Annotated in this window: 18 protein-coding genes; 9 read left to right on the forward strand and 9 right to left on the reverse strand. The window is 39.7% G+C overall.

The window, feature by feature from the left end:
- The first annotated feature begins 55 nt into the window (after positions 1–55).
- Positions 56–1,630, forward strand: coding sequence for an IS21 family transposase (gene istA / locus ACZZZW_RS01280; protein ID WP_463492071.1), 1,575 nt, complete (start codon positions 56–58; stop codon positions 1,628–1,630).
- Positions 1,631–1,641: 11 nt separating this feature from the next.
- Positions 1,642–2,373 carry an IS21-like element helper ATPase IstB gene (gene istB, locus ACZZZW_RS01285; RefSeq protein WP_055903061.1) on the forward strand — a complete coding sequence of 244 codons (732 nt, stop codon included), beginning with the start codon at positions 1,642–1,644 and terminating at the stop codon, positions 2,371–2,373.
- Between the two features lie 607 nt (positions 2,374–2,980).
- On the opposite strand, the gene ACZZZW_RS01290 is transcribed toward istB, so the two are convergent.
- From ACZZZW_RS01290 to ACZZZW_RS01305, 4 genes are all read right to left on the reverse strand, one after another.
- Positions 2,981–6,793 (reverse strand): tetratricopeptide repeat protein, encoded by a 3,813-nt coding sequence (locus tag ACZZZW_RS01290; protein ID WP_463492072.1) that lies wholly within the window; start codon positions 6,791–6,793, stop codon positions 2,981–2,983.
- Between the two features lie 47 nt (positions 6,794–6,840).
- The gene (locus ACZZZW_RS01295; protein ID WP_463492073.1) at positions 6,841–8,430 is read right to left on the reverse strand and encodes an alpha/beta hydrolase; all 1,590 of its coding nucleotides are present in this window, start codon (positions 8,428–8,430) and stop codon (positions 6,841–6,843) included.
- A gap of 65 nt (positions 8,431–8,495) precedes the next feature.
- On the reverse strand, positions 8,496–9,269 hold the full coding sequence (locus tag ACZZZW_RS01300; RefSeq protein WP_463492074.1) for a hypothetical protein: 774 nt from the start codon (positions 9,267–9,269) through the stop codon (positions 8,496–8,498).
- A gap of 424 nt (positions 9,270–9,693) precedes the next feature.
- Positions 9,694–10,302, reverse strand: coding sequence for a GIN domain-containing protein (locus tag ACZZZW_RS01305; protein WP_463492075.1), 609 nt, complete (start codon positions 10,300–10,302; stop codon positions 9,694–9,696).
- 602 nt (positions 10,303–10,904) lie between these two features.
- Between ACZZZW_RS01305 and ACZZZW_RS01310 the strand changes: the two genes are divergently transcribed.
- Together ACZZZW_RS01310 and ACZZZW_RS01315 are read left to right on the forward strand one after the other, a co-directional pair.
- Positions 10,905–12,815 carry an AAA family ATPase gene (locus ACZZZW_RS01310; RefSeq protein WP_463492076.1) on the forward strand — a complete coding sequence of 637 codons (1,911 nt, stop codon included), beginning with the start codon at positions 10,905–10,907 and terminating at the stop codon, positions 12,813–12,815.
- Positions 12,816–12,957: 142 nt separating this feature from the next.
- Entirely contained in the window at positions 12,958–14,766 is a 1,809-nt protein-coding gene (locus tag ACZZZW_RS01315) for a DUF6119 family protein (protein ID WP_463492077.1), read from the forward strand.
- 73 nt (positions 14,767–14,839) lie between these two features.
- Here ACZZZW_RS01315 and ACZZZW_RS01320 read toward each other — a convergent pair whose 3' ends face one another.
- From ACZZZW_RS01320 to ACZZZW_RS01340, 5 genes are all read right to left on the reverse strand, one after another.
- On the reverse strand, positions 14,840–15,586 hold the full coding sequence (locus ACZZZW_RS01320) for a metallophosphoesterase (RefSeq protein ID WP_463492078.1): 747 nt from the start codon (positions 15,584–15,586) through the stop codon (positions 14,840–14,842).
- A 353-nt stretch (positions 15,587–15,939) separates the two neighbouring features.
- Entirely contained in the window at positions 15,940–16,941 is a 1,002-nt protein-coding gene (locus tag ACZZZW_RS01325; protein ID WP_131539508.1) for a nucleotidyl transferase AbiEii/AbiGii toxin family protein, read from the reverse strand.
- A complete protein-coding gene (locus tag ACZZZW_RS01330) occupies positions 16,925–17,548 on the reverse strand; it encodes a DUF6088 family protein (protein ID WP_131539509.1) in 624 nt (207 codons plus the stop codon). Before ACZZZW_RS01330 ends, ACZZZW_RS01325 begins: the two co-directional genes overlap by 17 nt.
- Positions 17,549–18,369: 821 nt before the next feature.
- Positions 18,370–19,641 carry a site-specific integrase gene (locus tag ACZZZW_RS01335; RefSeq protein ID WP_463492079.1) on the reverse strand — a complete coding sequence of 424 codons (1,272 nt, stop codon included), beginning with the start codon at positions 19,639–19,641 and terminating at the stop codon, positions 18,370–18,372.
- Between the two features lie 700 nt (positions 19,642–20,341).
- Entirely contained in the window at positions 20,342–20,980 is a 639-nt protein-coding gene (locus ACZZZW_RS01340; RefSeq protein ID WP_463492080.1) for a hypothetical protein, read from the reverse strand.
- A 452-nt stretch (positions 20,981–21,432) separates the two neighbouring features.
- On the opposite strand from ACZZZW_RS01340, the gene ACZZZW_RS01345 reads away from it, so the two are divergent.
- The 5 genes from ACZZZW_RS01345 (at position 21,433) to ACZZZW_RS01365 (ending at position 25,930) form a co-directional block, all read left to right on the forward strand.
- Positions 21,433–22,629, forward strand: coding sequence for a sulfite oxidase (locus ACZZZW_RS01345; RefSeq protein WP_056849791.1), 1,197 nt, complete (start codon positions 21,433–21,435; stop codon positions 22,627–22,629).
- 158 nt (positions 22,630–22,787) lie between these two features.
- On the forward strand, positions 22,788–23,318 hold the full coding sequence (locus ACZZZW_RS01350; protein WP_056849792.1) for a DUF305 domain-containing protein: 531 nt from the start codon (positions 22,788–22,790) through the stop codon (positions 23,316–23,318).
- 3 nt (positions 23,319–23,321) lie between these two features.
- A complete protein-coding gene (locus ACZZZW_RS01355) occupies positions 23,322–24,503 on the forward strand; it encodes a beta-propeller fold lactonase family protein (protein WP_463492081.1) in 1,182 nt (393 codons plus the stop codon).
- A gap of 26 nt (positions 24,504–24,529) precedes the next feature.
- A protein-coding gene (locus ACZZZW_RS01360; protein ID WP_463492068.1) for an IS3 family transposase occupies positions 24,530–25,602 on the forward strand; the annotation gives its coding sequence in 2 pieces (ribosomal slippage) (positions 24,530–24,791 and positions 24,791–25,602; 1,074 coding nt in all).
- A gap of 16 nt (positions 25,603–25,618) precedes the next feature.
- Positions 25,619–25,930, forward strand: coding sequence for a hypothetical protein (locus ACZZZW_RS01365; protein WP_463492082.1), 312 nt, complete (start codon positions 25,619–25,621; stop codon positions 25,928–25,930).

Here is a 25,930-nt window from a genome sequence, read left to right on the forward strand (position 1 = left end):
AGTTTAACCCGTCAATTATATAGGTTTGGTAAGCATCAAGCTTACCCCTGTAGATATGGCGAACAAACTGCTCAGCATGAATAAGATTAGACAGATACTCATTTTCCTCGATCAGGGCGTCTCCCAACGGAAAATAGAAAAAGAGGTCCGGGTCAACAGGCGTACGATCGCGAGTTACCTGGAAAAGTTCAGATCGACAGGTTTGACCTTTAATGGCTTGCTAAAGCTATCTGATAGGGATATCGATGAGATTCTTGGCCTTGTAAAGGAAGAGGTAATGGAGGATGCTGACCCCAGGCGGGTTCATTTCCTTGAACATTTGGAATATCACAATGAACAGCTCGCCTCCAAAGAAGGCGTAACCAGGTTATTGCTGTGGGAAGAGTATATTACCAATTATCCGGAAGGGTTTCAATATTCCAGATTCTGTGATCTGCTGCAGGAACATAACCGGGCCTCGAAGGCCGTTATGCATTTTGAGCATAAGCCAGCTGAGATGATGCAGGTAGATTTTGCCGGTGCGCCATTGCATTATCTGGATACTTCTACAGGAGAACTCGTTAGCTGTCCGGTGTTTCTTGCCATTCTTCCCTTTAGCGGTTACGGTTATGTGGAAGCACTTGTAGATGCGAAGTTACCCCAGGTTGTATCAGCATTGAACAAAGCACTCATCTATATTGGTGGTGTACCCAAAGGCGTAAAATCGGATAATATGAGGCAGTGGGTATCCAAAAGCTCAAAGTATGAACCTGTCTTTACCGAGATGCTGGAGCAATGGGCCAATCATAACAAGATTGCGCTTTTTGCTGCACGCCCGTATAAGCCAAAGGACAAGCCAAGCGTAGAGAACTTTGTGAGGATAGCCTACATGCGCATCTATGCGAAACTTAGGAACCAGACCTTCTACAGCCTTAAGGAATTGAATGCAGCGATCATGATTAAGCTGAATGAACATCACCAGCTTAGCTTCCAGCGCAAAAGTTTCAGCCGCTATGAGCTCTTCCATAATAATGAGTCCGCACTTTTGCAGCCACTTCCCGAATCACCTTTCTTTATCCAGCACTACACCAGGGCAAAAGTTCAGAAGAATTACCATGTGGTTATTGGTGAGGACTGGCACTATTACAGCGTTCCCTTTAGATATATTGGCAAAGAGGTCAGGATATCATATTGTATGGACAGCGTTGAGATCTTTCATAATTGCACGCGGATTGCCATACACGTCCGGAGTTTCAGAAAACACCATTTCACCACGGTAAGGGAACATATGCCTGAAGCTCATCAATCCTTTTCGGATGAAAAGGGATGGGATCCTGAATATTATCTGAAACAGGCTGAAAAAGCAGGTCAGAACACTTATGACTTTATTCAGAAGCTGATGCAGAGCAATCCCGTCATCCATCAATCATATGCTGGCTGCGCTGGACTGATGCGGCTCTTGAAAGCCTACGGGGCGGCAAGAATGGAAGCTGCCTGCAAAAGAGCACTCACCGGGCACAGGTTTAAATACACTGTAATAAAAAACATCCTTGACAATAATATGGACATGGTCAAGGAAACAGAACAGAAAGAATATAAGACACCACTACACCAGAACGTGAGAGGAGCCGAAGCATACAAAACCAACTAATAAAGATCAATATGAATACACAGAACACAGCAGATCAGATGAAAAGCCTAAGGCTCAGCGGAATGGCCAGGCGCTATGAGGCAACACTACAATTGCCAGTACACGAAATCCAAGACCCACATTCAATGCTTGCCATGCTTGTCCAGGCAGAAATCGAGTACCGTGAGCATGCAAGAACAGAAAAATATCTCAGGTTCAGTAAACTTAGATATCATGCACTTCCCGAAGATATACTCTGTACCTCCGAGCGTGGCATTACCCGTGAACAGGTACTAAGACTATCGGACGGCACTTTTATTGAACGTGGTGAAAATGTGCTCATTACGGGCGCTACCGGGTGCGGCAAAAGTTTCCTCGCCTGTGCACTGGGACGCAGTTCCTGCCTACTTGGATTCCGTACGCTATATTTCAGTATGAATAAGTTTCTGGATGCTCTTGCCCAGGCAAGGCTCGATGGAACTTACCTCCGATGGATTAAGGGGATATCCTCAAACAGGCTACTGATATTAGACGACTTCGGGCTTAAGCCCCTGAGCAATGATGCCAGGATTGCAATACTTGATATTCTGGAGGATAGATATGGCAACGGTGCGACAATAATAACCTCGCAGCTGCCAGTGGATAACTGGTATAACTTTATAGATGAACCCACACTTGCAGATGCAATTATGGACAGGCTGTCAGCATCTGCTCACAGAATTGCACTTACGGGCAAATCCATGAGAAATAAAAAAAATCATTAAGTTTACAGAATATCGCTTTGTCCAAAAGTGATATGGTTTAAAGTTAGTGCTAAAGCCAGAACCAAACTGGTGCACTATGCCTCGGAATGTGGTGTACTTTGTTCGGAATAATCAGTTGCAGATAATGATTCAGGTGAAAACCGTAAAATGCTTTATACTCACCATCGGGCAGACTATACAGTTTCAAGGCAAAGAAATTATCCTCTAATTTTTTGTTAGGGAATATTGGATTACCGATCTCGTATAGATGTGGAGAAAAGTCAAATCTCCCCCGAAATTTAAAAAAACGTTCTGTCATAATAAATTATGGAGTGGGGTTCCCTTTCAGTAACCAGACAAGGAACTGTTAACAATTGATAGCAATATACAACTATTCGGGTCTGTAGGCAACCTTCAAGCCAGCAGAGCAACTTAAAAAGAGCATCATCTGAAAAAGGTGCCAAAGAATAGCTAAGCCAGTCATGTCATTATCAATGAATGGCCTTGGTACTTAATCAACAATGATAAATAGTGTTATCATTTGGAGGCAAACAGAAGCTCTATTGATGTCCTCCAACCCTGAAACATCATACACTTGTCTCATATCTTGCAAGCCATCTTGTAAAGCCTATAACGTATCATGGCGAAAATTCATGCCGATAATCTTCCTAACTTCGTCCAGCTCCCGCGGCAAAAAACGTAGTCTCCTTTCTGTCAAGTCCAATAGTCGCTTCTCTAAATATATAGGTTGAAATCGATGTTTTAGTACATCGATGCAGGTGCTGAAGAGTGCTGATCTCTTATTTAGACTCTCGGCTGTAAATATCAAGGACATTGTTTGGTAAACGCTATAAAAAAAATCAACCGTGATACTTATCGATTGATCCCCGGGAGTTAGTGGAGCGATCAAGCCCAGACAAGCCCTTTGAAATAAGGTGCCAATATTAAATTCTTCGATTTCAGCGTAATGTAGCAACAGCCTACACTCGACAGGGATAAACCTATAGTTGAGTTTTAAGAGCTCCTCATAAAGCAGATCATATTTTTTCTCAGATATTTTTCCGGACTTTCGAAGAAAGTCAAAAATTGCAGCAATATTTAAGCCCCGCACACCGTTCTGTTGCAACCAGAATAACCTGATCAACCTCTCTTCAGAAACCAGTAGGGCATTCTGACTCTCAGCCATAAGGGCTGAATCTACAAAGGAGGGGCCTGTCATATCATCAAACTTTTTCTTCTCATGGGCATTGATTTTTAATGCTGCATCTACGGGTACGATCGTCATATCTGCGGCAATCCAATCGATTAAGCCTTTCAGCGCCGCTATTTCTGTTTGTACTTCATCTGATGTTTCCAATCTGTTTGCCAATTTATCCCCCTCGAGCCTGATGTGGGTAATGCCTCTTTCCCGGATTTGATCTTGCTCTTCCAGATATGTGGTAATCTCCTCGTATGTCGAACGCGTGATGAGCTTTTTGTTGTCCAGTAAGGTAATTTCTTCCATCGCACCAATCTTAAAAATCGTTACGATTGTAATGGCATCAAAAATGATTGGGCTTCCATTTTTCAAATATTCGCGGGCAGCAGTATGCTCATCTATTATCATGGTTGTATCTACGCCCATTCCCCTGTACTGAACAAAATCCTTCCAGACCTGAAAAACTGAAGACTTTCTTTGTACAGCAATTGAACCTAAGGCAATCTTGCCTTTGACAAACCGTTCACTGTTAATTTTGTCTATTTCTTGCCCTTCTTTAAGCATTTCAGAGAAAAAGCCAAAATCTTCTAAAAAGTTACCTGTGTTCCCCATCTGAAAATGTCTGGCCCCACTTTGCTGAAAGAATTTCCCAGTCAAGAGCTTCATGCTTTCGTGAAAGGCATATCTGTACTTTGTTTCAATCTGAAGAATTTCAATTTGCCGAATAACATCACCCGTTCCCATGGTCAGCTGATCACTAACCTTTTTTCCCATCAGCAGCTTAGCCAAAGGCCCGTCGAGGCAAGCCTCTCCATCGTTCTCGCTTGGGTCTGACCGTTCCTCAAATACGAAAGTTTCTGTTGATGCCCCATCAATTCTGATTAGAACCGCGTCATCAATCTTTACCACACTTGGATCATTATGGGATATTATCGGGATCTCTTTGGTCATGCCATTAATGTATTCCTTATGCGCATCAGGATCGTCTATAAACTGTCGCCTGATTTCATACATCACCTTCAAATAGGTGGCATAGTCTCCTGCTTTATAAAATAGCTGGGCCAAGTTCCGCTGCACAAAACGCGGTAATGTCTGATCTGCCCTTTCAATGCCCTTCAATAGACTCGAGAGTGCTCCAGGCTGATTATCTTTATCATATAACATGCCCAATCTGGTCAGGATTACCTGGTCATCAGGATAAACTTCAAGATATTCCCGACATGCGCCAATAGCATTTTTATAATCGCCGATATTCTGGTAAATGACAGCTTTGTATTCAGTAAGTAAATCAGTTGGGCCATAGTTTGACAACAGGCTTTCGGTAAGCACCAAGAGTTTTTTTGTTTCCCCAGCTTGATAGTATAGCTGCAATAGATCCTTGGTATGATCCGATAACACCTTTTGATTTGTTATGCCCTCCAGTAAGGTAGCTGCACGTTCATAGTTTTCCGTTCGACCTAACCACTCTATGAGCAGATGGACTTCTGAAGGTTCTGATTGGTTATCAACTTTCTTATAAGCTTGGTCAAGCTGCACCTTTAAAAACTCCTTATCACCTGAATACCTTCCTTTTTTAATATATGGCCGAATTTTTTCGGGATATTGATTCAGCAAATCCTCGTTTACAGTTGCCGCAGTCTCAATTTCCCCCTGCCGTTCATAGATATCCAGCATCCTAATCATGGCATGGTAACGGTTTTGTGGTTCAAGTGTGCCTTTTAGAAACACTTCAATCATCGCTAATGCTTCATCAGATTCACCTTTTTTATCAACAAGCTCAATCTTGAACAGGGTTACCTCCTCCAGCTTCTCTTGACCTCCGATTTCAATCATGCGATCAGTGATCCGGAGTGCCTCCTCAATTTTATCTGCCTCAAGTGCCGCAATGGCCAAGTGTCGTAATGAATGGTAGGTTTCGTTATATCTACAGGATTCAGCCATATCATTGTAGCTGCCTGTGGGATCAGGGAGGAACTTGCGCGAAACACCTAGGTTGATCAGCCACCAAGCCCTGGATTTTGCTAAACCGGAATCCTTAATTTCGTTCCAAGCCTCGCTATAAAGCGTTATTATATATTTGACTTTTTCTTTATCTTCTACACTTACCTGGCCGGAAAGCAATTCATAAGGTTTAAGGATAGACTGCAGGATACAGGTCGCGAGGGATGCCTTAAAATCAAAAATATTGGTGGTCGCCTTATCAAGGGCAGTTTTGGCAAATAATATGGATTGGGAATGATTACTGCTCAAACTTGCTGCCAGGCTCAAACCGGATGCCACTTCGATATCATTTTGTACTTCTTCTGGTACAATTGACAAAAGCTCGGGAAAGGGTAATGTCTCCCTTTTTATCATGATAAAGGCATACCATGCTTCAGTACTCATTGGCGCTGACTTCCAGATTTCATCAAGCAAGGCCATCGCTTGTTCGTCAATGCCCTTTATGGCATAACCCAGAGCCCCAATGGATTGGGCCTTGATGTTTCCAGGCTCATACCCATAAGCCTCAACAAAATAATTTCCAGCCTCAAGAGTTTCGTTAAGTTCCAGGCTAAAAATACCTAAATTGGCGATAGTCCGAAAACGGTCATGAGGGTTTAGTTTTTCCCAATTTCGTGTCTTGAACTGAGATAGGGCGATCATTCCTGCTTTTTGGTCGTTAGATTCCCTGAGTTTCATGATGTCATCAATTTCTTCGGTGAAATCACTGTTCACGCCTCCGGCATTAATGTTCATCTGCGTCATAAAATTATTAAGCTGACCGCTCAATTGCTCAATTGCCAGCTGGTTGTGGACTACACCTTCCTTTAGGATTTCTGTATTTTCCAAAGTTTGGGAAACTTCTTCCCGCATCCGGCGCATTTCGTTTCGGTACATTTCATCCACAACAGTCCCCGGATAGCTAAAACCTTCGAGGGTGTTGCGAAAGCGTTCCTCATGTACGACCTTCATTTCAGTAAGCCGTGATACGGAGTATTCTGCAACATCATCCGTGGCAATATGATGGGGATAGCAAAGTATTAAAAGATTATCAAAATGTCTCCTCTGCTCGGGTGTAAGGGGAGAGTCCCCTTGTTCACCTTTTTTGGATGCACCCACAATATGGCATACCTGTCCGATAAACCGATTCTTCTCATTTAAAAGTGGCTGTTTACATCCCGGAAAAGCACATTGATTTCCTGAAAGTGCGAAAAGTTTATTTAAGGTGTCCTTGGTAGGGGTAAGCCTGTCTGCCGTCTTCATTGCTCTTAATATTGTCTTACTTCTTCTTCGTGAATTTTCCCTCTGGATTATTTGGGGAATAGCCAATAATTAATAGGAGATTTCCGAACCTCGCGTAACCTTCTGTCTGCCGGGGATAAATTTTGTGTAATCAGATAATGGAGGTCGCTCAAAACCTTATCACTCTCAAATATGTAGCTATGGTTATTTACCGACCTAATATTAGAAGCCTCAATACTATCTATACCGACACCAACAAATATGCCCTCAATCGCCTGGCCCAAACGCTCACGAAAACTCCTTTTGTAAGAGGATACACCTAGGGCGAAATCATGGTCAGATGCATAAATTGTTCTTCGTTTGCCCAGTTTGTTAAAACTTGGCATAATAATGTTTTGAAATTCCTTTTTATCAATATCCGGCGCTCCGAGAATTAGCTGAAAGATTTTATCCAGATTAGGGGCCATTATTGGATCGGTGGTAATTTCTTTTAAGGAAAGTGTCAGCACCAGTCCACCCATACTGTGCCCAATGATATGGAGCTGTTCCAATTCATTGATCTCAAGGATTTCTTTGATGAAATCCCTCAGCACCAATGCAGCGCTTCTTGCAGCAGCCTCATCGGTTGAATACTTGGTCAATTTTCCTGCCGAGGGCCAGCTAAAGAAACCTGCAAAACCACTGAAGGGTAAATCCCATGCCAACTGAGCGGTGCGGTATGCGGCTTCTTTGAAAGTAGTTCGGAAACCATGCACAAATAATAAACCGTGTTTTTTTTCCTTTTCGGCAAGTTTTTGTTGAAACATTTCCTTGAAGTGCCCTAACTCCATCAATGCGCAATCCTCAAGAGAAATGTGAATGTTTTTATTTTCGAAGCCTTTCCAGAACAAAAGATTTCCCGGACGCTCCAATTCTCCTTTGACATGCCCTGCGGGTATCCCGACCACACATTTTCCGTATTTGAGCTGATCAGTTTCTTCATCTCCAAAATCAACCTCTTTCCTATCTCTCAATAGGTTTCTATTGGTTCCGTAAAAAAGATTAATTAGGCCTCCACTATCTTCTTTTGGCGTTTCAGATAACTCTTCCACCATTTCCAGGCGCTCAGATTTAACGCTAATTTTCGACTCAAGAAATTTGAGTTCTGATTCGGGCATTAGGTTATATGCCTTTTCCATTATCTTGGGGAGTTTCCGTTCAATTTTCTTGATCGTAGCCAGCTTTATCTTCTGGAACTGTCCGTTTTCGCTGATGATGGCATTCTTTACCAAATTGGCATCGAAGCCAGCAACCCATTCTACCGAGATTTTAATCTCCTGATTTTCTGGCCTTTCTTTTGCACTTACCCAACCCACCTTAACATGGTTTTGCTGGTCTATCCTCAAAATACTGTCGTGCATCTCGATCTTTTCTCCGTTGTAGATATCGTTGGCCATACGTTTGACACTTTCTATCTGTGCTTTGGGATGGCTTTGTGCCACAGCAATTGATATGTCCGCTAAGCTTTCGCCGAATGGGGTGGAGATACCGGGCCAACTGATGATAAGATCACTTGTGTCTTGCCCGCTGTCAATCCATTTTCGTAGCTCTCCATCCTGATGCGATATTCCATAAAATTCCGTTACAGGCCTGTATAGTTGAATGTTGTCTTTTGCCATATTGAGATGTTAATTAGGGATTTAAATTTAGATATAAATATCGTAATAAAGCGGGTTAACTCATATCAGGAATAAAAGATTTCCTTATATTCCATCAATTTTCTTCTCTGCCATTCCTCAGTATATGCCTTTTCAAGAAATGCTTTCTGTTCATCATTAATCTCGTTCATGAGTTTAGCATATTCCTTTTCTAATGATACTTTCCGCTGCGCTAGGAATGTTGGATTCGAAATGTCCTTTAAATAACCTTGCTCAAGTAGGTTCCAACTGGTATCCCTGTTTATGGCCATAAATTCAATCTCCCTGAAAATATGCATGTGGTTTATTTTTACCGCAGTATCCCATATGTCATTACCTTCCCATATGTCAAAATAAAATTGCTTGAAAGCCTCAAGTGTTTTTCTGGGAGGTATTTTTTTTAACGATCCGGCAATATAGTAATAGGGGCAAGGGCTAGCGGTTGCAATCATTGAAGTTGCGGTAATCCCCTCGCAGGATGAAATACATACTACTGAACTTTTATCTGGAGCCTTATAGATCTGAATCAGCTTAACCATCAGCGATCTCCATGGAATCAATTCTTGTTCATCCTTCTCATTCAAAGCAAATATTCCCTCATTATTGCCGTGGCAGTCCAAATGGATAAATGGAAAAAGACCCTCATCATATATCTTTTCTGCGACATTGTCCAGTAGTTTGAACAATTCTTCTTGGGAATGGAAGCTTGTAAATTGAGATGGTATTTTCTCTTCATCCAGCGCCTCGGATATTTTCTTTCCAGTCTTAATGTTTTCTTTCTTTAGGGATTCAAACACAAATACATACATAGCTCTTAACATAATATTGATGGCTGGTTTTTAGCAGGCTATTCAAACGTTCACTAAATTCGACGCTTTTCGTAACTCTGTTTTATGGTTTAAATATAGCCACTCTCGACATCACTACGGATCATTTTAGAAAATACCATTGCTTTTGGTTTACACTTTAGATGTTGTCTTCTGATTCGTTTCTACTGGTTCAACTTTGAGTAACTGGCTAAAAAATCTAAGACCTTAAAAAAAATTATGCTCGTAGATTAAATCTTTTGTTCTTCCTTCTGTTTACCGCTCGTAAAGAGCGAAAGTTTCATAGCCTTTACATTTAAACCTTTATTAAGATAAGTATTTGCAATTCGCGAATCAAGGTAATACCTATAAATTATTACTCAGCGATAACAAAAAAAGCTGCCCAAATGGTCAGCTCTAATTCATTTTAAAACAGGTTTTATTTTGCTAAAATCATTGCATTTTGCTCCACTTCCATGCTTTCAGAAGCATATGATTCTGATTTAAGACTGGCAAAGTCAGCTAATTTTAAATTTTTCATGTTGCTAGCAATCATTGTACTGTGATCAGCAGTACCGTTTAATTTCAACACCGCATCATCCTTAACGATAGTATATAAGCTTCCTGCTGTAGTTTTAATTCTCGCTGTAGCACTTTGTCCTAAAAATAACTGTAGGTATTTTACATCGAAATTATTGCTGGTTACCACAACGGATTGGCCATAAGCTTCGATTCTTTCCAAATCTTTTACGGTAATATTAAGTGTTACCTGACTTGTTTCCAATGAATTGATAAATAAGGTTTTTCCATCAGTTGATACTGAGGTTTTTGCAGCATCATAGTTGCTAGCACCCTCTACATTTTGTTTGTCACCTTGGGTTAAGATGATTTTAACGTTCCCGCTTACCCAAATCCTGTTGAATTTTGATAATGAAGAAGTTTTTGTTTCTTCTTTAACTGGCTCAGCGGCAAAAGTTGCTACCATTGATGAAGTTAATACTACTGCTGTAAATGCTGCTACAAATATTGTTTTTGCTAAGGTTTTCATATCGTTAATATTTTAGGTTTTTGCTATTTGTTTGTTATTAAGACGCAGCCATACATCAAACGTTGCAGGCAAAAACCCTATATTATACCAGCACTAATAACCACTAGACCAACGCGTGTAATTTCTAGACGAACTCTTTCCAACTTTCTATCCTAACCAGTATTAAATCCAAAGTTTGGTCATACTCATCCTCCACTGCCTACTTTAATTAAAAGTATCTCTGATTAGTGATACTGGCAACGAAACTTTTCTCTACCAGCATATTTATAACAGTCAAAAATCACTTTTACCTAAGCCAATAAGGGAATATGCTAGGGCATTTCAGTTTTATTCCTTTTGATGAATATCCATAAATTGCCACCACCATCTTTTGAAATCTGATCCAGAATAGTATGGTTTTCGGTTGTTTTTGGGGTGCAGGTTTCTTTTACTAATTTCTTTGCAGAGAGAATGCTACAATGTTCAAAACTATTAATTTAATGCCAAATGGTTCTCATGTTCCTTTTGCTATCTGCCTTAAATATATTTATACTTGCAATGCAGGACATCTCTTTTCTCTTGTGTGTAATATCTAACAACTAAATTAATCCCAGCTTTCTCATATGAATAATTTTCAAGAAGATTTTCTTAAAGATGTAAACAGGACTATAACTGAACTAAATAACCAGTTGTTAATGGCTGAACGGCTGAATTGCGAGGGCTGGATCATGGATGCATTTTCAGCTTCCTTAAGCTTTCTTTCTGTGGTGGTAATTGAGCTAAAGGATAAAGAGGTGAAAGTGAATTATCTGCATTATCTTGGGACGAACCTACCGGCTCTGAGTGGGGCCAATCATATCAATGTCGTCGAACCTGAATATATGGGACAGCAATCAATCGATTGGAGGGAAAAGGTCAGTGCAAAACTGCTCGGCAATGCCATGAACTCATTATCGGCACTTGAGAGTATGAAGTTCAATTTTGAGTTTTTTGAGAAGATTGGCTTTTATTCGGATAATGTGGTGGTGATAGGGGCGAACGGTAGTGGCAAGAGCCGTCTTTCGAGGCGTTTCAGAAAGGAGCTTTCTACAGGCGGCCTGGTAATTGCAGCACAGCGCATTCTCCGTATTCCAAAGCTAAATACAATTACGAGCGCTGAGAAGACTTTTAGCGACTTAAAAGCCTCGCAATCAAAAGATAAGTTTTCAAGGACCGACGTTGAGATAAATTCGCTTCAGCAGGAGTTTGAGCTGGCACTTAAGAACCTATTTTCGCAACAGCATGTTCAAAACCAGTTTTATAGGAATCAGTCGAAACAAAGATTTAAGTCTGGTATGGCGCTACGACCGCCGGATGATACCTTGTTGGATCGGACAATTTCGATCTGGAATAGATTGTTACCACACCGCGAAATCAGCTGCAGAGACGGAATGAATGTTACCGTTTCTTATGGCAATCATACCTACGCTGCAACGGAAATGAGCGACGGGGAAAAGGCAGTGCTATTTTTGATCGCACAAGTGCTGCAGGCGCCACAGGATGGATTTATCGTAGTAGATGAGCCGGAGACCTTTCTGCATAAGACGGTGTTGAAGAGATTATGGGATATCCTTGAACATGACCGTAGAGATTGTCTTTTTATATACCTCACTCATGACCTGGATTTTGCGGTAAGCCGCGGGACGGCAAAAAAGATATGGGTGAAATCTTATATACATCCCGATCAGTGGGAGATTGAGCCTATTCCAGATAATGAGATTCCTGAGGCGCTGATGCTGGAGTTATTGGGAAGCCGCAGGCCTGTTCTTTTTTGTGAGGGGGAAAGGGGGAAAGTTGATGAGCGGATGTATTCACTGCTTTTTCCAGGCTTTGTTGTGACGCCGGTGGGAAGCTGTCATGAGGTGATCAGTCATACCAGGGCTTTCAATAAAATACAGGGTAGGGACACACAGGCCCTCGGGCTGATCGATGCGGATTTTCATGATGCTGACCATCTTTCTTTACTTGAAAAAAAGAACGTCTTTCATTTTACGGCGGCCGAGGTAGAAAACCTATTCTTTGATGAGGCCTTTCTGCGAGCCTTTGAGGCAAAAATGCTATGTGGGAATGTAGTAGAGGGGCTGATGGCGGATATTGTCTCCGGGCTGGAAAAGGACAAAGAGGTGCAGGTTTCGAATTATCTCGCTGGCCGAATCAATTATTATTTCCAAACTTCCCATCTTTCCAGAGCAGGAACGCTAAAGGGTGTAAAGGATAATCTTGCGAATTATCTTAATGACCTGGATATTGAGCGATGGTATAAAGAAAGGATGGAGAAAATCGAGGGCTTTCTTACTTCCAGTGATTATCCTTCGATTATTCAGATTTATAATAACAAAGGCCTGGTTAATCTTGCTCATAAGCATTTTAATCTTGCAGATTTTAGGGAGCGAGCTTTTAGGCTGTTGGCGGCCGAAAAGGATTTTAGGAAGTTTTTTTACCCTTACTTTCCAGAAAGCCTGGTCAAGATGGGATGCGAGAAAAATAATTCATAGCATGGTTTTTCTGCTTTATTGCAAGTCCGCTAGCTTCCTATACTTTTTGACAGCATACCTGACATTTACGCTAAGGCATTATCTGTAAATTATGCTATATTTGGTTATCTAATAAATCTCTCATGAATATTCAACACCCTGAATGTATCTTGTCGGCATTCATTTTCATCCTTTCATTTATATTTATTCTAAAGTGAACGGATTCAAAAGCATTTACAAAATTGATCTTAAACACAGGGATCTTAAAGCCATCACTGGGATCAAGGCGGTTATAAATCGCATCGTCAGAACATCAATTGATAAAATGGGTGGAGACCAACCGCAAGAGATTGAAACCAATCGCTTCGAAAAAAAGGACTTTGTGTACCACTTATACCTGACAAATACCGATGAACAGGAATCAGAATGGGCTGAATTTATACCAGAGGACCTTAAAGATGAGACCTCTTTTATCCAGCAAAAGATTTCCTTATTGCTTTTTATCGAAACAGATATGGGGCTCTTCGTTATACCAGGCGGTAGCGCATATAGAATTATTCTTCCCTTTATCGATCAATCTTTTGGACTGAACACCTACGACCGCATAATTGAAATTGTCGACGACGAACTGACATCGATGAAATCCCGTGGCATAACAGGCCAGCGGATAGCAGCAAATGAGCAGTACCGTGATAATTATAAGCTGATCAATTATATCAAATTTGGAAAAGTTCCCCAGGAGCTCACCGTAAAACTTTCGGCTAAATCCAGTCTGACATGGTTTAGTGCTGTTCAAAAAAAGAAATCTGAACGAATCCACATAACAGTTGGAAAAGGCATTCAAGTTAGGAAACAGATTGATTTTGAAATTTTGCACAACATTGTCCAAGAAATCTGCTGGATGTTGGGCGAGGTACCAAAAGACTATCTAAGCTCCTACATTGAAATTACAGACGACTCCTACGTAGAGGATCTAAGGCAGGCTCTCCATCAAAAAATATTTAACTATATCCCGTACCTGCGTGGTACAGATATGGATTCCCGAAATAAGTTTGAATATGACTTTTGCAATCCAAATCAGATTGAGAAATTTTACCAAGCAGGCAAACATGTGCTTAAGGAGAAAGATGGGGATATTTACAAGCAATTTGCTGAAGTTGAAGATCGATCCGAGATTTTCCCCACAGTGCTTAACTATGCATATGGAAAATATGGAGATAACGCATTTGATATCAAAGTTTTTCTAAGTGGAGTAAGGGTATTGAGTTATACTGGTTCAACAAATCCATTAACTAGCTCATTCATGTTTTATCTCAACGCAGAGATTACCTATCAGGGCCGTCCGATCTTTTTGATCGATACGAAATGGTATGAACTTAAAGAGCTCTTTGTTAATGACATGATGAATCAGGCAAAACGTGTCCTAAAAGCGTTTCCTTTGCCCAAAGGCATTCTGCATATACCATGGGATAAATCTGTAACGGCTCGAGAAGGGGACTATAACTTGAAATATAACCTTCTACCAGGTTACATCGTTTCAGATACAGTAATCGTGGATGGGGTAGAAATCTGTGATATCATTCATTATGATAACGACAATGTTTATTTGATACATGTTAAAAAAGGATTCGACGCAAGAATAAGGGAGTTGACCAATCAGATCTTAATTTCTGCACGAAGGCTCAGCGAAACGAAGAGCTCAGGAGATTATACATTTCTAGAAAAGGCATATGATCAGATTCGCGAACTTGGACGCGACTTGGATGGTTTGGACAAAGATCAGTTTGTTACTCTTTTTTCTAAAAACATAATTTATGTGTTGGCCATGAATTCGCAATTAAAAGAAGATTTAAAGATTGAAGACAATATTGAAAAATATACTTCTAATATCGCACGTTTCTCCTTGATCACGTGTTCAACGGATGTAAGGGGTTATTATGAGATGTTAACTTACCAGATCCCTAGAGTCTGAATACTGCCGAAAAGAAAGGATTATTTTCTATTGCTCACCTCAGCTGATAGCAATACGATAGCCGCATTTTAAACTAAATCTCTATGATCAAATCTTTCTCATAGCCATTATACTTCTCATTCAAATAGCCATGTGGATTACAGATAATTTCAGTGTTACCAATAGTATATCTGGTTGGCGTGTGGATATGGCCATGAATCCAGTATAAGGGCTGATGCTCCAAAATCACATCTTCAAGGTTTGAAGCATAGGCAGATGACAGGATATCATCTCTATAAAGCTCGGGTATTGATTGCAGGCTAGGTGCATGATGGGTAATTACCACATTCTTATAACCGCGTGATTCTTTCAGACTTTCTTGCAGCCAAAATTTTGATTTCTGGTGAATCTGATAGGTATCTATTGTTCTTAACTTTGAATAAGCTGGATCTCTGCGTATCTGCACATAATCGTTCATTTTGGCTTGACAAATAATGCCAGACTCCACAGGATTTCCATATAAGGAAAAATCCGTCCACATAGTTGCACCGTGGAACCTTATGCCCTCAAACTCAACCATATTATTTTCAAGGACATTTACATTTGAGTTTTTGGATGCTTCAAGTATTTTGTTGAGTGTCTTCGGGTATGATCCCTTGTAATATTCGTGATTACCCAATAAATATATTACCGGTTTATCAGGGATGTTTCGCTTTACCCATTCTATTCCTTTTGTCCCCAGGTTTGTATCTCCAGCCAGGATAATGAGATCAGCATTGCTAAAATCCAAATCTGAGATTCCAAATTCTTGATGTAGGTCGCTAATTATCTTTATTTTCATTTCTTTAGTTGATAACATTCGAATATATTATGGTTTTTCAGACAGAAATTGTTCCTAACGTTTTTACAAAAAAGGATGACTGCATTCGATGTATGATGATTGTTATTTCAAACTTAATCAACATAAATGATTGAAATAACAATCATTTAGCTAATCACTGTTTATCTAAAAAATCAATTGGCTTATAAGTAATTAGGTATAATAGGTGCATTGACACGCAAATTCGGTTTACCGAAACGGAGAATTGCGGCGATCATCGCCGAAAACTCCCATTTTCGTAAACCAAAATCCAGCTGGTATGAATAAACCTTAAAACAAAAAAGCAGGCAATTTATCCTCCTGAAATAAAGAAGTTATTTTACATCTCGGAACCTTTTGGTCAGTTCCTCCATACGTCCGACCAACTTTTTAAACGTTTTCGAGTCACCATAGATCATACTTTCCTGCATGGCCTTATAATCATTTTCCCAAGCTCCCAATACCTCAACCGGTGGAATAAAGCTGATATCCTGATACCCATGTTTTTCGTAACCAATTCCTCGGATCACATTGAATTTTGCCCGATGTTCCACTATTCCCTTGTATAAATCCTTATCTTGCAGCGCCTGGTTACCATGCTCAGTATCCATAATCCTATCCAGATCATATAGATGCCGCGACATTCTTTCTGTTCTTATCTTTTCAGCAGGCTTACAAAATTCCTCATGTAGGAGAAAAACCTTTTCCAAAAATGTACGCGCTGGCAGAACAGTAAGCACGCTGAACTGTTCCCCAGCTATGTTAAAATCGCCCAAAGCCTGCGAAATAATCGGGCTAATTTCCCTTTGCTCTGAAGGCTCTTTTAGCGACCTGGCACCAATCTCGATCAGTACAGCCTCTTTTAAATAACCGCCTTTTTCTAGTACAGACTCGTAATACAGCTCCAGTACCTGAGGATCCCGGTCAGATTCTGTCGTTTCAGCCACTTTTAAAGAAAACAGATCTGCAGGGATGCCCAAATCGAGCAACTCCTTTTCCAACCCGTCCCTAAATTCCCCTGAAATAAAGGCACAGGAAGCCTTGCGCAATTCTTTAATCTTGGAGTTACTCAACTCTTCCCCAAAACCCAGTACCGACCGGTCAATAACCAGATCGATATCTTCGGAAAAACGCTCGATCAGGTCCCAGGATTTACTTAAAGAAGTACCGCCTTTGAACACCAAATGATCCGACCAGGGAGTCCGGAATATCGCATACAGCGCCAAAGTTACCCACCAATCCTTTTCTATCGCATAAGCGGGAAGACCAGTCTTGTTACTGGCCAGTCCCAATAATTCTTTCTGACGTTCAGCCGTTGATTTAAGCCAGTTTATCATTTTCTATCGATTTAGAGAGTTCATTCAATATCACCGCAATCCATGCCGGTGCTAATTTAGCGTCATGTTCAATGTTCCTGTTATCTTCATCCTTCAGTACCAACTTCAAACGGTCTAGCATTTGGCTATCCACATTCTTCTGACCCAGTTCTGAAAGCGCCTGTATCACCAGCGTACTGATCTTTCCTTTAGTAGCCAGCTTCTTTGCCGTTGTAGGCTTAAAAGTAATCCGCTGCTTTCCGATCTTGATTTTCCTGGGCGCACCATCAGTCAGATAAGTAACATTCATCGGCACCTGTGTAGTCAGCCTCAGTTTATGTAAAGCAGCAGATCCTGTAGGAATAATCCTCGCATGATCACGCCTAGCAATACTTTCCGCTATCTCCTCAGTAGAAGGGTAGAGGCTACCAAAAACAGGATCTATCTTCGGATACAAATAAATTCCATGCGCAAGCCGTTCCAGTACATGATCCCTTTCAAGCCTGTACAGGCTGCTCCTGATCGCATCAGCACTACCAATATCCGAAAAGTCGGTTGGGAAAAACAGCTTTCCGCGCTTATTCTTTATTATCTTGTTAACTATCTGATTATGTGCTGAATATTTCATATTAAAATGAATTATTTTGCCACAAATTTATGAAATATTTGTGACACTTTATACTAGCTTTTTTTGGCTCATAAGAAGAATGATTGACGTATAGGAATAAGTCATGGCCCATCTTTGATGGGCCATGACTATACAGCAAGTGCCTTTTATACTGTTTACCGAATGGCAACTTTGTTGCCATTCGGTAAACAGTAAGCGAATAAAGGGCATGGAGATCCCTTTAAAAAGGCTTATTTTTTAAAATTTTTGGATTTTCTTCGAAGATTATCAAAGATAAAAACAAAATATAAATAATCAAAAAACTTGTTTATAATCAGCCACTTAAGTCTACTTGCTACTCGCACTTCCTAAATCTGTTGGAAATTTGATTGGGCCCGTTTTTTCTCTTAAGTTGCCTTGCTACCATAATACCTCAAAACACTATAATTATAAAAACTCACAGTTGCCATAAAAATGTTCCCTAAAAAGATTACACCATGAACTATATTTTAATGATTTTACTCAACTAAGAAGAATCTAAATTAACATTGCTTCAATATTCAAAGCCTATAACAGCTACATAGCTAACAATCTAGCTAAAAAGCTTCATAACCTTCACATCACCATCATCCTCCTCTTTATCCTTCTAGAAGTTTTCTGTAATGCAGACATCTTAATACCAGTTTAAAAAAACATAAAAAGTAATACTATTAGTATAATAATTATTTATTTTTTAAACCCTTGTGTGAAAATTATCTGCCTAGTGTTGATACAAATACTGGCAATTAGATTAAGATTGACAAGACAAATTACAACCGATTTCCGTTTACACTGAAAGCAATTTATCTAAATAGCTTCATAACTTTCATATCACCAGTATCTTCTTCTTCCTTATCTCGGTTTAAAAGTTTCTCCTGTAATGCAGACATCTCAGTACTAACTTTAGTATCGATAACCTTCGCATAATGCTGTGTTGTTTTCAAGCTATTATGACCAAGCATTTGGGATACGGTCTCAATCGGAACACCATTTGAAAGGGTAATAGTGGTTGCAAAAGTATGCCTGGCGAGATGATAAGTAAGCACTTTAGTGATGTTACAAAGATCGGCGATTTCTTTCAGGTAACCATTCGTGCGTTGATTAGTGAGCACTGGCAACGCGACTTTTCTCCATCTGCATATCCTGTGATTCTTATACCTGTCAAGAATTACTTTCGCCTCATCCAACAAAGGGATGTGACAGGGTGTTTCCGTTTTCTGCCGTTTAATGAATATCCATAAATTACCGTCATCACCCTTTGTAATCTGATCGGGGCGAAGCTGTTTCACGTCTATATAAGACAAGCCTGTATAGCAACTGAAAATAAAAATGTCACGAACAATGTTTAAGCGCTCGAGTGGAAATTCCCTGCTTTTGATCCTATCCAACTCTTCCATATTTAGAAAAGTCCTTGCCTTAGCTTTAGCAGTATTGCGATAATTTAAAAATGGATTCCCGACTATCCACCCCGCACCAAGGCAATACAGCATGATTTTTTTCAGGTGAACAATATATTTCCGGGCAGACATTGCATTATTTCCTCTATCTATTCTAAGAAATAGCTCATAATCGGTGATAAATTTAAAATCCACCTTTTTGACGTTAATGTCCTGAACCTCATATTTGAGCTGAAGAAATTGTTTAACATGTCTGATGGAACTTTGATAGGTTTGAAACGTGCTATAACTGTATCCTTTACCAATCAGTTTTTCCATATTGTCATTGTGCTTCTGATAAACTCTTAGCAGGCTGTGGTTAGACGTATTCTTTCCGGTAAGATGATCCCTCAAGACTACCGCTGTCACCTCATCTTCCTTTTCAACAAGAGTGGTATGAAACCGTCGAACTTTTGAGGCCAGCGTATCCAGATAATCATTAAGTTCCCGGATCTCCTCGCGCAGGCCAGTGCCTTTTCCTTTAAGCGCAGACCAGAAGCTGGGAACAATTTCCCTGCCGACAGAATATTCCGAATGTTTTCCTTTCACGGTAATCCGTAAATAGATGGGCATCATCTCGCCCTTGATAAAATTTTTTGGTCTTTTTAGATAGAATAAAAGATGAAAATTGTAACTCATAATGATACATTTAAAATTAAACAAATGTACATTTGAGCCAGTGAGTCATCAAGATGTTCGTCAGTCGAACGAGCTGTAAATCAATATCTTACAAAATAATCCAGCACCCGAACATTTCGGAATAATTCTGGTTTTGATATTTCAATCAATTTACTGACCTACAGTGTTTTACAAAAAATAGTCAATTTTCGACTCACTAAAATTAACCATTCAGAATGGTCGAAAACGGGTCTTAATGTGTCATAAAAACCAAAACAAAGCCTTGAAAATCAACGATTTGCATGACAATGTTCTGGTTTGAATCTAAGGAAGTGGTCCCGACGAGAATCGAACCCAATGCATTTAAGCACAACTAGGGGCACTTTTTTCTATATTTTAATCCAAAACTCACCTTTTGCTCGCCACAGATTTGAGTCTAAATATTTGCAATATCTAAAGGCTTAAAATTCGTAATAAGATTTAAGAAAACCAAGCTAAAATATGAACACACTTTTTGCTTGAGATTTTTTTTGTAATTGACTTTTAAAAAATAATAAGATAGCAAGATTAGCAAGACTGAATAATCAAAGCGACGTTCATTAGAGTTTCAAATATGTCCATTTTCTTGAAACATTTTATTGCGCCAAATTAAGTAAATAACCTAAAGCTAGCTTGTTCGTAGGTCACCCTAAGCTTACGCTAAACCTATTTCAGAAGTAATTTAGTCATAATCAGTATTTGATAAAATCCAAAATCCACCCTGGTCTTCATCAAAGAGAATAAATGCATTATCATAACCCATATTTCCGTGGTAAGCTGACCAACCCTCTTCTATTTGATAAATGATGAAGGATGTTAACTGCCCCTGTATTATTGAATCACTGAATCCCCGGGCAAGTCCTACTATATCTTTTAAACTTTTATCTGATTTAAAGAAAAGCCCTCCTTTACTAACTAGTTCTGCTAATTTTCCCTCAAATGCAAGCGGACTAATTCTATTAATACTAATTTTTCCAAAACGTTCCCAATTTGCATTGTTTGAAAATTCTCTAATAGGTGAAGGTTTAGCATTCAAAAATTTGTTCGTCAGAAGGCCTTTTATAATTCGGTTAGTTAAAGACTCCTTTGAATTTCCTAATTTATCAATAAGTGCCAAGTTTTCAACGCACTGTGAAAATAGCTTTTTGTCACTGCACACACATTTGAATAAAATAGGCTCTTCGTTATAAAGATTCGATAATTCTTTAAAAAATGGATGGTCAAATTGTTGATAGTCATATATGTATTTAAATTCCAAATTCTTAAAATTATCAGCTATTTCATCCAGAGTCATGGGGATTAAGATGTCATTTTTTTTCATTTTATCTTTGATCTGAGTGCTATTGATTATTTATTGAATCTTGTAGGTCTCTGAGGCAGTTTAGAATAGTGATCATACCCTTAACATTCTCATCGGTTGAATTTAAAAAATCTCCCACGCTAAGAACTAAATCTTCCCCATCTTTAAATAGATCATTTACATCGGAAAATTCACCTGCCATAGAAAGCTGGATAACCAGGTATGAAAATCCTTCCTTTTTTGAGACTAAATTTACGCTATAGATTTTTTGGCTTATCACAAATCTACCATTTTTTGATAGAAATTGAGATGAGTATTTGATAAACAGTTATAGAATTATTATGTCTTTTCTAGCAGGCCAGCGATGAAGTAAAGTCTACAGATGTTTCCTTTCAACCATCAAGAAAATGGAAGAATATAAGTTATCCTATGAGAGATTTTTAGCTATATTGTAATCACTTACATTTATTGAAATGAAAAACGACAAAACATCACAAAACTACACGTTAAACAGACGTAATTTTGTTACTGGAATTATCCCGGTGATAGCTGGTGCGACAATACCATCCTGGGCTTCCGCGAAGGAGATTCAACAAACCAGTCAAGACAGTGAATTTCCAGGACTTATTACGCGAGAGAAAAAGCCATTAAATATGGAGTTTCCATTTCCTACGTTAAAAAACAGGATTACTCCAAATAACCAGTTCTTCATCAGGAGTCATTTTAACATCCCCAATATTGATGCTGCAAATTGGGAATTAGAGATTGGCGGCAACACCAATCAGGTCATAAAGATCAATCTGAGCGAACTTAAAAAGCTTCCTGCAAAAAAGGTAATGGCTACTATAGAATGTGCCGGAAACGGACGTGCTAACCTCGCCCCAAAAGTGAAGGGTTTAGGATGGGAACAAGGTGGGATCAGCAATGCTGAATGGACAGGAGTACCTTTATCCGTATTGTTAAAAAAGGCTGGGATAAAGGTGGGTACGGTAGACATTATTTTGGAAGGGAATGATGAGGGGATGATTACAGAAGAGCCGAAATCACCAGGGAAAATCAAATTCGCCCGGAGCATTCCTTTAAAAACAGCAATGCAGGATCACATCATCATCGCCTATGAAATGAATGGAAAACCATTGAGTGCTGAACATGGTTTCCCGGCAAGGGCAATTATTCCAGGATGGTATGGTATGGCATCTGTGAAATGGCTGATGAAAATTACTGCATCTGAAAAGCCGTTTGATGGCTATTGGCAGACGATTGAATATGCTTACTGGAAGCGTGTTGAAGGACTACCTACCTTGACGCCCGTAACCACTACATTGGTTAAGTCTGAAATATCAAGGCCGGTATTGTTTGAAGCGGTGCCGGCTGGAAAACCTTATCAAGTAAGGGGTGCAGGATGGTCAGGTGATAGTAACCTATCGAAAGTAGAAATAAGCACGGATAAAGGCAATTCATGGCAACCAGCAAAATTAATTGGTCCTGCTATCCGTTTCGCCTGGCGGCTATTTGAATTTGAATGGGTGGTTCCTGCTAAGACTGGAAGATATAGTTTAATGGCTAGAGCGACAGATCAAAATGGCAAAACGCAACCCATGGAGCATGATTTAGACAGAAGAACTTACATGGTTAATTTTATCTCGCCAATTGATGTAGATGTAATATAGCTCAATAAGAACAAATTTCAGGATCTTGCGGTTATCGCATAAGGCTTGTCTGGCATAAACAGTTTATCACATTTAATATTCTACATCAAACCATGATCAGATTCACGTCTATACTTTTACTATTTGCTAGTTTCTCTGCACGAGCACAACATGAACACATGCAAATGGCAACTAAAAAAAATATCTTCCTTGGGCAAATGGCCCATATGATGATGAAGATGGATGAAATATCAGCTACCACATCTGCAGACAGAGATTTCATACAAATGATGATCCCACATCACCAGGGTGCTATTGATATGGCAGAAGAAGAGATTAAGACCGGAAAAAATAAAGAAATGATTCAGCTGGCTAAAAGTATCAAAGCTGAGCAACAAACCCAGATTCAGCAAATGCAACTCCTGCTCAGCCATCCTGAAGGATTTATCGCTACAGGCAACCAACATCAAAACGCTAACCAGAAGATGATGAAAGTGATGATGGAACAAATGCCTGAAGAAAAACAATTGACGGATACTGATCTGTCCTTTGCAAAAATAATGCTTCCTCACCATCAGGCTGCCATCGACATGGCTAAAGTTGAGTTGCGGTATGGAAAAAATAAAAATGTAAAAAGACTGGCCGAGAATATTATCTCAGATGAACAGATAGAAATCCAACAAATGAAGACATTTACAACCTCCCATTAACATATGAAAAAGATATCCTTGTTTACGCTATTTATATCCAGTTTTGTCCTACAATCAAAAGCACAATCAATCTATGCCCAAGACAGGGTTTATACAGGCAATCAGATATCTAATACGGTTTCTGTCTTAGATCCCTCAACACAAACGCTATTAGGAAATATTGTTCTTGGTAAACCCCAACCTGATATCTTAAGTCCTCTATATAAGGGACAGGCCCTGGTTCATGGCCTGGGTTATTCCCCTAAAAAGCAATTACTAGCAGCGGTTTCCATTGGATCAAATTCAGTAACCTTTATTTCAACAGCAAAAAATAAAGTATTAAAAACTGTTTATATCGGACGTTCACCGCATGAGGCAACCTTTAACCCTTCAGGATCACAGGCATGGATATCGGTAAGAGGAGAATCGTATATCAGCGTAATTGATGCAAATAAACTGATTGAAATCAAGCAAATCCCAGTAGCCGACGGCCCGGGAATGGTTGCTTTTACTCCAGATGGAAAATGGGCTTATATTTGTTCCAGCTTTACTGCAGAAGTGGATGTAGTGAATGCAACTTCTTATGCTATTGTAAAGCGTATTCCAGTAGTTAGTCCATTTTCTCCAAATATATTCTGTAGTCCTGACGGGAAATGGATTGCATTGACACATAAGGATGTAGGGAAGATCACTGTCATCAGCACGGAGACAAATACTATACATACAGTACTAAATACAGGTCCAATTACCAACCATGTCACTTTTACTTTAGTTAATAATTCACCTGTGATGCTGGCAACCATTGGCGGAGAAAACAGCTTAAAAGTATTTAGTGTTTCACAAGATTTCAAGCTTACTGATAGCATTGCGACAGGATCATTGCCACATGGCGTCTGGACTTCAGCAGATGGTAAATTTGCATATGTCGGATTAGAAAATGATGACCAGGTACAAGTGGTTGATCTGGTAAAAATGGCCGTTGTAAAAACCATTGCTATTGGACAATGTCCGCAAGCATTGTTGTACGCCGCTAATGCCAGCCCTGCAAATGCCTCAAAAGAAAATTTAACCCCGCTTAATCTTGCAGACAAAAGTCAGGTGATTAAATTGATGAATAAGGATAATTCAATGTCATCAGGTGTGCACTTCCCCAAATTCAGACCAGTTAAAAGTATAATTCTAGACCGAGCGCAGCGAGGCTATTAGAAAAACTATTAATTTTAATTGGCAATATGAAAAGAATCAAGTTTACGGAATCCCAGATTGTAAAGGCAATCAAGGAACATGAGAATGGCAAGAATGTGCACGATCTCTGCAGAGAGTTAGGAATAAGTACAGCAGCCTTTTACAAATGGCGCCAGAGATATGGCGGAATGGAAGTAAAAGAGTTGTCAAAACTTAAGGCATTGGAGGAAGAAAATGCACGTTTAAAGAAAATGTATGCTAATCTTAGCCTCGTGCATGAAGTTTTCAAGGAGGCTGTAGAAAAAAAGCTTTAACGCCTGACGAAAAAAGGGATTTAGTGGATGAAATGGTAAAAAGGATAAGCCATCGTCAGGCCTGTAAATGCGTTGGATTGAACCGCAGCAAACATTATTATCAACATAAACGACGGGATGATAGTGAAGTAGTTGATGCGCTTTCACTTCTTGTTGAAAAGCACGTCTCCATAGGCTTCTGGCAGTGTTACTACCGATTGCGTCGAAAAGGGCTTAAATGGAACCATAAAAAGATTTATAGGATTTATACATCAATGAGGCTTAATATCCGCCGCAGGGCAAAAAAGAGGCTGCCAGAAAGAGTCAAAAAGCCTTTGTCTGTACCAGAAACTATAAATGAGGTATGGTCCATGGATTTTATGAGCGATGCGCTTTGGAATGGAAGGAAATTTAGGTTGTTGAACATCGCTGATGATTACAACAGAGAGATGCTAGCTATGGAGATAGATTATTCACTGCCGTCCTTGCGGGTTATCAGAGCGTTGGATGAGTTGAAACAATATAGGGCACTTCCAAAAAAAATAAGAATGGATAATGGGCCGGAGTTCATCTCGCATAAGTTGGATGAATGGGCAAAGGAAAACAATGTTGAACTAGTTTTTATTCAGCCAGGAGAGCCAACACAGAACGCGTATATTGAAAGATTGAATGGAAGCATCAGAAGAGAATTGCTAAATGCATACATATTTCACTCCCTGGATGATGTAAGGGAGAAAGTAGAGGAATGGATGATGGATTACAATTACCATCGACCACATCAAGCATTGAACTTCAAATCTCCTGTAGATTTATTACAGGAAATTTGAGGACAAAATTATACTTTTGAATGGTCTGAAAAACAGGGGAGCCTACACAGGCATGCTAAACGTAAGAAGCGTAGGCTTGACTGATCTTGTCCAACAGGACTTTAAAAAACTCGAGCCAAATACTTCGTATACTTTAGCGTTAACCAACTCCTCAAATGATACGTTTAACGCAGATTATGTCATCAATTCTTTTAAGACCGATGAAAAAGGAGCTTTTAGCGGTCAATCCTCGGGGATAATTAAGAGTGTAGGAACAGGTGGCGCCGATTATAAACATGTGGTTCTTATTGATGATCTTTCAAAAAAGCTGGTGATGATCAGTAACTAA

The organism is Pedobacter sp. AC379 (assembly GCF_979258145.1).